Consider the following 11,006-nt stretch of genomic DNA (forward strand, 5'->3'; position numbering starts at 1 on the left):
GTCAGGAAAGTGGAAGTTACTTTGAGAAATTACCAACATGATTTAAGGGCTTGATACCTTTGAAAACGATTTACAAATAACTTATTTTTATGGTAAAATAGAACTATGAGTAAAATGTATTATGCAGAAAATCCAGATGCAGCCCATGATGTTCATGAACTTAGAGTTGAGCTCCTTGGGCAAAAGATGACCTTTTTGACGGATGCAGGTGTCTTTAGTAAAAAAATGGTTGATTTCGGAAGTCAGTTGTTGTTAAGATGTCTTGATGTTCAAAAAGGTGAAAAAATTCTTGATGTTGGTTGTGGCTACGGTCCAATAGGCTTGTCTTTGGTTAAGGCTTATGATGCCCAGGCGACTATGGTGGATATCAATAACCGTGCCCTGGATTTAGCCCAGCAAAATGCAATAAAAAACAAGGTTCAAGCGACTATTTTCCAGTCTAATATTTATGAGCAGGTAGAAGGACAATTTAACCATGTCATTTCGAATCCGCCCATACGTGCAGGCAAGCAAGTAGTTCACGAAATCATCGAAAAAAGTATAGACTTTTTAGTAGACGGTGGAGATTTGACTATTGTCATCCAAAAGAAACAAGGAGCTCCTAGTGCCAAAAGTAAGATGGAAGATGTATTTGGCAATTGCGAGATTGTAAAAAAAGATAAGGGATATTATATCCTTAGAAGTGTGAAAGAATGAGAGCAGTAGATCTAATCCAGAAAAAAAGAGACGGGCAAGAACTTAGTTCGAACGAAATCCAATGGTTGATTGAAGGCTATGTGGCAGGAACTGTTCCTGACTACCAAATGTCGGCTTTTGCCATGGCAGTTTACTTCCAAGGAATGACCACGAGAGAAATTTCTGATTTAACCATGAATATGGTTAAGACAGGTCAGGAGTTTGATTTGTCAGCTATAGATGGTGTCAAGGTTGATAAACACTCTACGGGCGGTGTTGGTGACAAGGTAACTTTAATCCTAGCACCCTTGGTAGCCAGTTTTGATGTCCCAGTGGCTAAGATGAGCGGTAGGGGCTTAGGCCACACTGGTGGTACTATCGATAAATTAGAATCCATCAAAGGTTTTCAGATTGAACGAAGTCAGGATGAATTTATCAAACAAGTTCAAGAAATTGGGGTCTCAGTTATTGGTCAGTCTGATCAACTAGTTAAGGCTGATAAGCTTCTCTATGCCCTTCGTGATGTGACGGCAACAGTTGATACTATTCCTTTGATTGCTAGTTCGGTCATGAGTAAAAAAATTGCTGCTGGAGCTGATGCTATCTTACTTGATGTAACAGTCGGTGAAGGCGCATTTATGAAAACAGTTGACGAGGCACGCCAACTTGCTCAAACCATGGTAAACCTTGGTAAGGCTGTAGGTCGTAAGACAGTAGCAGTTATTACAGATATGAGTCAACCTTTGGGACGCGCCATTGGTAACCGTTTAGAAATCCTAGAAGCACTGGAAATTCTTCAAGGTAAAGGACGTCAAGATATTAGCCACTTTATCTGCGAGCTAGCCCAGATTATGCTATCTTTAGCAAATGTTGAAAAAACTATCGAGGAAGTAAGGCAACATCTTGAAAACGGTAAGGCTCTCAAGAAATTTGAAGAGATGATTCTAGCTCAGGGTGGAGACCTAGCAGACCTCTATCGTCCAGTAAAAGTTGACCATGTAGTTGACATTCCTGCTCAAGAAGACGGACTTATCGCAGAACTTCCAGCCATGGAGTTTGGTCTTTTTGCCATGAGATTGGGTGCTGGTCGTGCCGTTAAAACAGATGCTCTTGACTATGAGACAGGTATCGTTTTTGAGAAGAAAGTGGGAGATTCGGTCAAACAGGGTGAAATTGTCGCAAAAGTATATACAAATGGGAAAATTTCTCCGGAACTAGTTACAGATTTCCAAAATTATGTTAAAATTAAGATAAGTGATGAAGCGATCAAAACGCGTGAAATCATTGAAATCATCTCCTAATTTAAGGAAAAAACGAAATGAAACTAAATAAATACATTGATCATACGCTTTTAAAGCAAGATGCAACAGAAGAACAAATTAATCGTTTGTTATCTGAAGCTAAAGACTATGATTTTGCCAGTGTTTGTGTCAATCCTTGCTGGGTTTCGCATGCAAAAACTGCACTCGTAGATACTGATGTCAAGGTTTGCACAGTTGTAGGTTTTCCTCTTGGAGCTACAACTTCAGCTGTCAAAGCCTATGAAACCAAAGAAGCCATCCAAAATGGTGCTGACGAAATTGATATGGTTATCAATGTTGGTGCACTCAAATCAGGAAATGCTGCATTAGTTGAGTCAGATATTCGAGCAGTTGTTGAAGTAAGCGGAGACAAACTCGTTAAGGTTATTATCGAGGCTTGTTTGTTAACTGATGAGGAAAAAGTTTTGGCTTGCCAACTAGCCCAGAAAGCAGGAGCAGACTTTGTCAAGACTTCTACTGGTTTCTCAACAGGTGGTGCAACCCTACCGGATGTTAAATTAATGCGCCAGACAGTTGGACCTAATATGGGTGTAAAGGCTGCTGGTGGAGCTCGTTCTTATGCCGATGCTGTAGCCTTTGTTGAAGCTGGAGCTACTCGTATCGGAACATCTGCTGGTGTAGCAATCTTAAAAGGAGAGTTAGCAGATGGCGACTACTGAGTTGATTGACTTAGCGATTGAGACTAGTAAAAACGCCTATGTTCCTTATTCACATTTTCCGATTGGTGCCGTTTTGGTTGCCAAGGACGGCAGTGTTTATACAGGATGCAATATTGAAAATGCTAGCTACCCCTTGACCAACTGTGGTGAGAGAACAGCCATTTTTAAAGCTGTCTCTGAAGGACAACGTGAGTTTTCAGAATTGATTGTCTATGGTCAAACTGAGAAACCTATTTCTCCTTGCGGAGCTTGTCGCCAAGTTATGGTCGAATTTTTTAAACCAGATCTAAAGGTGACTTTAGTTGCCAAAGATAAATCGACGGTCGAGATGACGGTCGGGGAATTACTTCCATATTCTTTTACAGACTTGCAATAGTCTGTGTCACTCTCTGAGTGGCAAGGGTCCTTGTGACCAATCAATCCATACTTGCAACTTCGTTGCGCATCTTATTTAGGAGGTTCAGTAATGAACAAGAAACAATGGCTAGGCCTTGGTCTAGTTGCAGTAGCAGCATTTGGACTTGCTGCATGTGGTAATCGCTCTTCTCGTAACGCGGCATCTTCTTCTGATGTGAAGACTAAAGCAGCTATCGTTACAGATACTGGTGGTGTTGATGATAAATCATTTAACCAATCAGCTTGGGAAGGTCTTCAAGCTTGGGGTAAAGAACACAACCTTTCAAAAGACAATGGTTACACTTACTTCCAATCAACAAGTGAAGCTGACTACGCTAACAACTTGAACCAAGCAGCTGGAAGCTACAACTTGATCTTCGGTATTGGTTTTGCACTTAAAAATGCAGTTGCTGATGCTGCCAATGAACATACAGATAAAAACTATGTTTTGATTGACGATGTAATTAAAGATCAAAAGAACGTTGCAAGTGCTACTTTTGCTGATAATGAAGCAGCTTACCTTGCAGGTGTCGCAGCAGCTAAAACTACTAAAACAAAACAAGTTGGTTTTGTAGGTGGTATGGAATCTGAAGTTATCTCACGTTTTGAAGCTGGTTTCAAAGCAGGTGTTGCCTCTGTCGATTCATCAATCAAAGTACAAGTAGACTATGCTGGCTCATTTGGTGATGCTGCTAAAGGTAAAACAATCGCTGCAGCTCAATACGCAGCTGGTGCTGACGTAGTTTACCAAGTAGCTGGTGGTACTGGTGCAGGTGTTTTCTCAGAAGCTAAATCTTTGAATGAAAGCAAAAATGAAAGCGAAAAAGTTTGGGTTCTTGGTGTAGACCGTGACCAAGCAGAAGAAGGTAAATACACTTCTAAAGATGGTAAAGAATCAAACTTCGTACTTGCTTCTACTTTGAAACAAGTTGGAACAACAGTTCAAGACCTTGCAAATAAAGCAGAAAAAGGTGAATTCCCTGGTGGTCAAGTGATCGTTTACTCATTGAAGGATAAAGGGGTTGATCTAGTAACAACTAACCTTTCTGAAGAAGGTAAAAAAGCTGTTGAAGATGCAAAAGCTAAAATCCTAGATGGCAGCATCAAAGTTCCTGAAAAATAATAGATAAAAGTCATTTCTTAGGGGAGCGGCCTGTGGCCGCTTCTTTAAGAATTGAGACAAATTGTTTTGTCTCAATAGAGCTTGCTAAATCTCTTTAGCAGGTTTTATTGAAATAAAATAAAACTCTGAAAGGAAGAGCACATGGCACACGAAAATGTCATTGAGATGCGTGAAATTACCAAAGTTTTCGGTGAATTTGTCGCTAACGACAAGATTAACCTTGAACTTCGTAAAGGTGAAATTCATGCACTTTTAGGAGAAAATGGAGCTGGGAAGTCCACTCTTATGAACATGCTAGCAGGGCTTCTAGAACCAACTAGTGGTGAAATTGTGGTCAACGGTCAAGTTGTAAAATTAGACTCGCCATCAAAAGCAGCTAGCTTAGGAATTGGGATGGTTCACCAGCACTTTATGTTGGTTGAAGCTTTCACAGTTGCTGAAAATATCATTTTGGGAAGTGAATTGACCAAAAATGGTGTCCTAGATATTGCTCGAGCAACTCGAGAAATTAACGAACTATCGGAGCGTTATGGTCTTGCTGTGGATCCTTCAGCCAAAGTAGCAGATATCTCTGTTGGTGCTCAACAACGTGTTGAAATCCTAAAGACACTTTATCGTGGTGCCGATATTCTTATCTTTGACGAACCAACTGCCGTTTTGACGCCATCAGAAATCGATGAGTTGATGGCCATCATGAAGAATCTGGTCAAAGAAGGTAAATCAATCATCTTGATTACCCATAAGTTGGATGAGATTCGCGCAGTATCTGATCGTGTTACAGTTATCCGTCGTGGTAAATCTATCGAAACAGTTGAGATTGCTGGTGCGACTAACGCTGACTTAGCAGAAATGATGGTAGGGCGTTCAGTTTCCTTCAAAACTATGAAGCAGGCACCTCAACCAAAAGAAGTTGTACTGTCCATTAAAGACTTGGTTGTTAATGAAAACCGTGGCGTTCCTGCTGTTAAAAATCTCTCACTCGATGTTCGAGCTGGTGAGATTGTCGGAATTGCCGGTATTGATGGGAATGGTCAGTCTGAATTGATTCAAGCTATCACAGGACTTCGTAAGATTGAATCTGGTAGTGTGGAATTGAAAGGCCAGTCCATTGTAGGATTGCATCCACGTCAAATTACCGAACTGAGCGTTGGTCACGTTCCAGAAGACCGTCACCGTGATGGTTTGGTCTTGGAAATGCTGATTTCTGAAAATATCGCTCTTCAAACCTACTATAAAGAACCTCTTAGCAAAAAGGGAATTTTAAATTATACGAATATCATTGACTATGCAAAAAAATTGATGCAAGAGTTTGATGTTCGCGCTGCTAGCGAGATTGTTCCAGCTTCAGCCCTTTCTGGAGGAAATCAACAAAAAGCAATTATCGCTCGTGAGATTGATCGAAATCCGGATCTCCTCATCGTCAGCCAACCAACTCGTGGTTTGGACGTCGGTGCCATTGAGTACATTCACAAACGCTTGATTCAAGAACGTGATAATGGGAAAGCTGTCCTTGTAGTCAGCTTTGAACTAGACGAGATTCTAAATGTCTCAGATAGAATCGCTGTTATTCATGATGGTAAGATTCAAGGGATCGTAACACCAGAAACAACCAACAAGCAAGAACTTGGTGTCTTGATGGCTGGTGGTGAATTGGAAAAAGGAGAAGAGTGATGTCTAAAAAATTACAACAAATTTCGGTTCCCTTGATTTCTGTTATCCTTGGAATCTTGCTTGGAGCCATCGTCATGTGGATTTTTGGCTACGATGCTATTTGGGGTTATGAAGAGTTGTTCTACACAGCCTTCGGTAGTGTTCGTGGGATCGGTGAAATTTTCCGTGCCATGGGGCCATTAGTCTTGATTGCTCTTGGATTTGCAGTTGCGAGTCGTGCAGGCTTCTTTAACGTTGGTCTTCCAGGACAAGCACTCGCTGGTTGGGTTATGAGTGGCTGGTTCGCTCTTTCGAATCCAGATTTGCCACGTCCATTGTTGATTCTTGCGACAGTTGTCATTGCACTGGTTGCTGGAGGAATTGTTGGCGCCATTCCTGGTATTTTAAGAGCCTATCTTGGAACATCTGAAGTTATCGTAACCATCATGATGAACTACATTGTTCTCTATACAAGTAATGCCTTTATCCACTCTTTCCCTAAAGATATCATGCAAAGTACAGACTCATCAATCCGAGTAAGTGCAAACGCAACTTATCAAACACCTTGGCTTGCCGAGTTAACAGGAAACTCTCGTATGAATATTGGGATTTTCTTTGCCATCATTGCAGTTGCAGTTATCTGGTTCTTGCTTAAGAAGACAACTCTCGGTTTTGAAATCCGTGCAGTTGGTCTCAATCCAAATGCTTCTGAATACGCAGGGATTTCAGCGAAACGCACCATTATTCTATCAATGATTATTTCTGGTGCCCTTGCAGGACTTGGTGGCGCAGTAGAAGGACTTGGTACCTTCCAAAACGTTTATGTTCAAGGTTCATCATTGGCAATCGGATTTAATGGTATGGCGGTAAGTCTACTTGCTGCAAACTCACCGATTGGAATTCTCTTTGCAGCCTTCTTGTTCGGAGTGCTTCAAGTTGGAGCCCCTGGTATGAATGCAGCACAAGTACCATCAGAGCTTGTAAGTATCGTTACAGCCTCAATTATCTTCTTTGTCAGCGTTCACTACATCATCGAACGATTTGTCAAACCAAGAAAACAACTTAAAGGAGGTAAATAAGGATGTCGATTACAACAATGTTAACCCTTATGGTTTCTTCAATGTTGATTTATTCAGCACCACTTATTTTCACAAGTATCGGAGGCGTTTTCTCTGAACGTGGTGGAGTTGTTAACGTTGGACTTGAAGGAATCATGGTTATGGGTGCCTTTTCTGGAGTTGTGTTTAACCTTGAATTTGCACAAGATTTGGGAGCATTAACTCCTTGGTTGGCTTTGCTAGTTGGTGGATTAGTTGGAGCTATCTTCTCTCTCATTCACGCAGTGGCTACAGTTCATTTCCGTGCTGACCATGTTGTCAGTGGTACCGTACTTAACTTGATGGCGCCAGCCTTGGCTGTTTTCTTAGTCAAAGTGCTTTATAACAAGGGACAAACGGATAACTTAACGCAAACTTTTGGACGTTTTGATTTCCCTCTTTTGGCTAATATCCCAGTTATCGGAGATATCTTCTTCAAGTCAACAAGTTTACTTGGTTACCTTGCAATTGCTTTCTCATTCTTAGCATGGTTTATCCTTTTCAAAACACGCTTTGGACTTCGCCTTCGTTCAGTTGGTGAACATCCACAAGCAGCTGATACATTGGGAATCAATGTCTACAAGATGAGATATTTGGGTGTTGTGATTTCAGGTTTCCTTGGAGGAATCGGTGGAGCAATCTACGCTCAGTCAATTTCTGTTAACTTCTCAGTTACGACCATCGTTGGACCAGGATTTATTGCTCTTGCTGCTATGATTTTCGGGAAGTGGAATCCTGTCGGAGCTATGCTTTCAAGTCTCTTCTTCGGACTATCACAGAGTTTGGCAGTTATTGGTTCACAACTTCCTTTCTTACAAGGAGTTCCAACTGTTTACTTGCAGATTGCACCATATCTCTTGACCATCGTCGTCCTAGCAGCCTTCTTTGGAAAAGCTGTTGCACCGAAGGCAGATGGTATCAACTATATCAAGTCTAAATAAACACAAACGAGGCTGGGAAAAATCCCGACCTCGTTTTTTAGTATTTGAAATGAAACTCTGGCGAAAACTTCAATTTTTTGTTCCATCATCTTCTCTATTTTTTAGGGTTTTGATGGGTAAGATTTAGCCCCCAAGGAACTAGGTTTTCAGTTTTGTTTTGAATACGATTGATATTATCCTTATGACGTATGATTACAATTCCCGCGAGTGCTATGATAATAAGAGTGAAGAGGAGATCGTAATTACTTAAGATAAAGCCGAAGAGTGGAAAAACTAGAGCTCCCAAAACAGCAGCAAGGGCAGCAGTAACACTAGAGAGAGAAATCATGCTTCCTAGATATAGAGTTCCAAAGAAGACAACTGCTAGATAGAGGCAAAAAAGGGGAGCAAATCCGAAAATAACTCCAGCACTGGTTGCGACAGCCTTACCCCCCTTAAATCCTGCAAAAATTGGGAAAGTATGTCCGATTACGGCTAAGAGACCAAAAATAAGAGGAGAGATTCCTTGTACATGGAAGATAAGGGGAAGCAGGGTTGCGATGGTTCCTTTGAAAAAGTCAATCACGAAGGTTGCCATACCCGCTTTTTTACCTAAAATACGGAAGGTATTGGTTGTTCCAGTATTGCCAGAACCATGTTCACGTAAATTTATCTTAAAGAAGGCTAGTCCAATCCAAAGTCCTGAAGGGATTGACCCCAGCAGATAGGCTAAAATTAATAATACTATTGTCATCATGCATCTATTATACCATGAAATTGACGAGAAACGGAAGGAATCTATTCTCATTTTGTGACATCTGAAGTATTTGTCTTAGAACTAAAATTTTCGATAAAAATAGTGATTTTTCTACAGAATCTGATAGCGAATGATTTAAAATTCATGAAAATTTCAGAAATATCTTGTGTTTATGTTTATTTATGCTATAATAGGAACAATTATTTTTAGGAGGTGGATTATGTCTTATTTATTCGAGATATTACCAAGTTTATTGAGCGGTGCGACAATGACTTTACAGGTCTTTGCACTGGTCTTGCTCTTTTCAATCCCTCTAGGTATCATCATTGCCTTTTGTTTACAGGTTCATTGGAAACCCCTCCATTATATAATTGACATTTACATCTGGATAATGCGTGGTACACCATTGCTCTTGCAGTTAATCTTTATCTATTATGTTTTGCCAAGTATCGGGATTCGACTAGATCGGGTGCCAGCAGCTATTATTGCTTTTACGCTTAATTATGCGGCCTACTTTGCAGAAATATTCCGTGGAGGAATTGCAACCATTCCTCAGGGACAATACGAGGCCGCCAAGGTATTGAAATTTAGTCCTCTTGATACGGTTCGATACATCATTTTGCCTCAAGTTACTAAAATCGTTTTACCAAGTGTATTTAATGAAATTATGAGTTTGGTTAAGGATACTTCTCTGGTTTATGCTCTCGGTATTTCAGATTTAATCCTAGCTAGTCGTACTGCAGCCAATCGTGATGCGAGCTTGATTCCAATGTTTCTAGCAGGAGCTATCTATCTGCTTATGATTGGTATCGTTACAATCCTAGCTAAGAAACTTGAGAAAAAGTTTAGCTACTATAGATAGGAGGTTATCCATGTTAGAGTTAAAAAATATCAGCAAAAAATTTGGAAAAAAAGAAATTTTATCCAATTTCAGTTTAACAATTCCTGAAAAGCAAATTTTGGCCATTGTTGGCCCTTCTGGTGGTGGGAAGACAACCTTGCTTAGAATGTTAGCTGGACTTGAAACCATTGATTCAGGTGAGATTTTTTATAATGGAGAATCCTTACCTTTGGATGAACTTGAAAAGCGTCACTTATTAGGTTTTGTTTTTCAAGATTTTCAGCTTTTTCCTCACTTATCCGTTATGGAGAACTTGATTTTATCACCTATCAAGACTATGGGGATGTCTGAAGCAGATGCCAAGAAGAAGGCAGTCGACTTACTCACTCGTCTAGGACTCGAAGCTCATGCAGATGCTTATCCTTATTCCTTGTCTGGTGGTCAAAAACAACGTGTAGCCTTAGCACGCGCTATGATGATTGATCCAGAAGTGATTGGTTATGACGAACCAACTTCAGCCCTTGACCCAGAGTTGCGTCTCGAGGTTGAAAAACTGATCCTACAAAATCGAGAATTAGGCATGACTCAGATTGTCGTGACTCACGATCTCCAGTTTGCAGAGAATATTGCTGACCAGATTCTCAAAGTAGAGCCTAAGTAGGAGGTATCTATGAATCGAAAGAAAATCACACTTGTTTTGGTATTCTTTCTTGCTTTTTTCCTAGTAGGATGCACGCAAAAAGCTAGTGATCCCAAAGTCGATAATTGGGACAAATACCAACAACAAGGAAGCATTACTATTGGATTTGACAATACCTTTGTTCCTATGGGGTTTGAAGAAAAGAATGGCCAATATGTCGGATTTGATATTGACTTAGCCCAGGCTGTTTCTGAGAAACTGGGGTTCAAGGTACAGTTTCAACCCATTGATTGGGATATGAAGGAAACAGAACTTCAAAACGGCACTATTGATGCAATTTGGAACGGCTATTCCGCAACAGATGAACGCCGTGAGAAGGTAGCTTTTACCATTCCTTATATGGAGAATCAGCAGGTTCTCGTCTCAAAAAAATCGCAAAATATCCAGTCGGTTTCGGATATGAAAAATAAGATTTTGGGAGCCCAAGCAGGTTCCTCTGGTTATATAGATTTCGAAGCCCAACCGGAACTATTAAAAAATATTGTAAAAGATCAAAAAGCCAACCAATATCAGAGTTTTAATGAAGCCTTGATTGACTTGCAAAATGATCGAATTGATGCTCTTTTAATTGACCGTGTTTACGCTAATTATTATCTTAAAACGGAAGGGATTATAGACCAGTATGAGATTTTCCCAGCTGGTTTTGAGAGTGAGTCTTTTGCAGTTGGAGTGAGACCAGCTGATAAGGCCTTGTTAGCGAATTTGAATCAAGCTTTTGTGGAACTCTATCAAGATGGAAAATTCCAAGAAATTAGCCAAAAATGGTTTGGTGAAGATATAGCAACAAGTCAAGTTAAAGGAAAAGAAAACTAAGATTTTGTCTTGGTTTCTTTTGGCTCTTTGTCAACTGTAGTGGGTTGATGAAA

Annotated in this window: 12 protein-coding genes; 11 read left to right on the top strand and 1 reads right to left on the bottom strand. The window is 40.4% G+C overall.

Annotation, left to right across the window (positions count from 1 at the left end; translation table 11 throughout):
* Window positions 1-105 precede the first annotated feature (105 nt).
* From HMPREF2837_RS06440 to HMPREF2837_RS06475, 8 genes are all read left to right on the top strand, one after another.
* The gene (locus tag HMPREF2837_RS06440; protein WP_148131824.1) at window positions 106-696 is read left to right on the top strand and encodes a class I SAM-dependent methyltransferase; all 591 of its coding nucleotides are present in this window, start codon (window positions 106-108) and stop codon (window positions 694-696) included.
* Complete coding sequence (locus HMPREF2837_RS06445; RefSeq protein WP_049549619.1) at window positions 693-1,976, top strand: pyrimidine-nucleoside phosphorylase; 1,284 nt, start codon at window positions 693-695, stop codon at window positions 1,974-1,976. Before HMPREF2837_RS06440 ends, HMPREF2837_RS06445 begins: the two co-directional genes overlap by 4 nt.
* Before the next feature lie 17 nt (window positions 1,977-1,993).
* Entirely contained in the window at window positions 1,994-2,656 is a 663-nt protein-coding gene (gene deoC, locus HMPREF2837_RS06450; protein ID WP_049549620.1) for a deoxyribose-phosphate aldolase, read from the top strand.
* Window positions 2,643-3,032, top strand: a complete 390-nt coding sequence (locus tag HMPREF2837_RS06455) for a cytidine deaminase (RefSeq protein WP_049549621.1) — start codon at window positions 2,643-2,645, stop codon at window positions 3,030-3,032. Before deoC ends, HMPREF2837_RS06455 begins: the two co-directional genes overlap by 14 nt.
* 90 nt (window positions 3,033-3,122) lie before the next feature.
* A complete protein-coding gene (locus HMPREF2837_RS06460; RefSeq protein ID WP_049549622.1) occupies window positions 3,123-4,175 on the top strand; it encodes a BMP family lipoprotein in 1,053 nt (350 codons plus the stop codon).
* 141 nt (window positions 4,176-4,316) lie between these two features.
* Entirely contained in the window at window positions 4,317-5,846 is a 1,530-nt protein-coding gene (locus HMPREF2837_RS06465) for an ABC transporter ATP-binding protein (protein WP_049549623.1), read from the top strand.
* The gene (locus tag HMPREF2837_RS06470; RefSeq protein ID WP_000038693.1) at window positions 5,846-6,904 is read left to right on the top strand and encodes an ABC transporter permease; all 1,059 of its coding nucleotides are present in this window, start codon (window positions 5,846-5,848) and stop codon (window positions 6,902-6,904) included. Before HMPREF2837_RS06465 ends, HMPREF2837_RS06470 begins: the two co-directional genes overlap by 1 nt.
* Window positions 6,905-6,906: 2 nt before the next feature.
* A complete protein-coding gene (locus HMPREF2837_RS06475; RefSeq protein ID WP_049549624.1) occupies window positions 6,907-7,863 on the top strand; it encodes an ABC transporter permease in 957 nt (318 codons plus the stop codon).
* Window positions 7,864-7,957: 94 nt separating this feature from the next.
* On the opposite strand, the gene plsY is transcribed toward HMPREF2837_RS06475, so the two are convergent.
* Window positions 7,958-8,599 carry a glycerol-3-phosphate 1-O-acyltransferase PlsY gene (gene plsY / locus HMPREF2837_RS06480; RefSeq protein ID WP_049549625.1) on the bottom strand — a complete coding sequence of 214 codons (642 nt, stop codon included), beginning with the start codon at window positions 8,597-8,599 and terminating at the stop codon, window positions 7,958-7,960.
* Between the two features lie 220 nt (window positions 8,600-8,819).
* Here plsY and HMPREF2837_RS06485 point away from each other — a divergent pair, with 220 nt between their 5' ends.
* Genes HMPREF2837_RS06485 through HMPREF2837_RS06495 form a run of 3 tightly spaced genes read left to right on the top strand, consistent with a single transcriptional unit; the run spans window position 8,820 to window position 10,953 of the window.
* Entirely contained in the window at window positions 8,820-9,461 is a 642-nt protein-coding gene (locus tag HMPREF2837_RS06485; RefSeq protein WP_049549626.1) for an amino acid ABC transporter permease, read from the top strand.
* 10 nt (window positions 9,462-9,471) lie between these two features.
* Entirely contained in the window at window positions 9,472-10,101 is a 630-nt protein-coding gene (locus tag HMPREF2837_RS06490; RefSeq protein WP_049549627.1) for an amino acid ABC transporter ATP-binding protein, read from the top strand.
* A gap of 9 nt (window positions 10,102-10,110) precedes the next feature.
* Window positions 10,111-10,953 carry an amino acid ABC transporter substrate-binding protein gene (locus HMPREF2837_RS06495; RefSeq protein WP_049549628.1) on the top strand — a complete coding sequence of 281 codons (843 nt, stop codon included), beginning with the start codon at window positions 10,111-10,113 and terminating at the stop codon, window positions 10,951-10,953.
* Window positions 10,954-11,006: the final 53 nt, after the last annotated feature.

The sequence above is a fragment of the Streptococcus sp. HMSC071D03 genome (genome assembly GCF_001812125.1).
GTDB lineage: Bacteria > Bacillota > Bacilli > Lactobacillales > Streptococcaceae > Streptococcus > Streptococcus pseudopneumoniae_N.

What these genes read in the sequence shown, in the direction of transcription:
- HMPREF2837_RS06440 (WP_148131824.1), top strand. Translation starts at nt 106, where the DNA reads ATGAGTAAAATGTATTATGCAGAAAATCCAGATGCAGCCCATGATGTT.
- HMPREF2837_RS06445 (WP_049549619.1), top strand. Translation starts at nt 693, where the DNA reads ATGAGAGCAGTAGATCTAATCCAGAAAAAAAGAGACGGGCAAGAACTT.
- deoC (WP_049549620.1), top strand. Translation starts at nt 1,994, where the DNA reads ATGAAACTAAATAAATACATTGATCATACGCTTTTAAAGCAAGATGCA.
- HMPREF2837_RS06455 (WP_049549621.1), top strand. Translation starts at nt 2,643, where the DNA reads ATGGCGACTACTGAGTTGATTGACTTAGCGATTGAGACTAGTAAAAAC.
- HMPREF2837_RS06460 (WP_049549622.1), top strand. Translation starts at nt 3,123, where the DNA reads ATGAACAAGAAACAATGGCTAGGCCTTGGTCTAGTTGCAGTAGCAGCA.
- HMPREF2837_RS06465 (WP_049549623.1), top strand. Translation starts at nt 4,317, where the DNA reads ATGGCACACGAAAATGTCATTGAGATGCGTGAAATTACCAAAGTTTTC.
- HMPREF2837_RS06470 (WP_000038693.1), top strand. Translation starts at nt 5,846, where the DNA reads ATGTCTAAAAAATTACAACAAATTTCGGTTCCCTTGATTTCTGTTATC.
- HMPREF2837_RS06475 (WP_049549624.1), top strand. Translation starts at nt 6,907, where the DNA reads ATGTCGATTACAACAATGTTAACCCTTATGGTTTCTTCAATGTTGATT.
- plsY (WP_049549625.1), bottom strand. Translation starts at nt 8,599, where the DNA reads ATGATGACAATAGTATTATTAATTTTAGCCTATCTGCTGGGGTCAATC.
- HMPREF2837_RS06485 (WP_049549626.1), top strand. Translation starts at nt 8,820, where the DNA reads ATGTCTTATTTATTCGAGATATTACCAAGTTTATTGAGCGGTGCGACA.
- HMPREF2837_RS06490 (WP_049549627.1), top strand. Translation starts at nt 9,472, where the DNA reads ATGTTAGAGTTAAAAAATATCAGCAAAAAATTTGGAAAAAAAGAAATT.
- HMPREF2837_RS06495 (WP_049549628.1), top strand. Translation starts at nt 10,111, where the DNA reads ATGAATCGAAAGAAAATCACACTTGTTTTGGTATTCTTTCTTGCTTTT.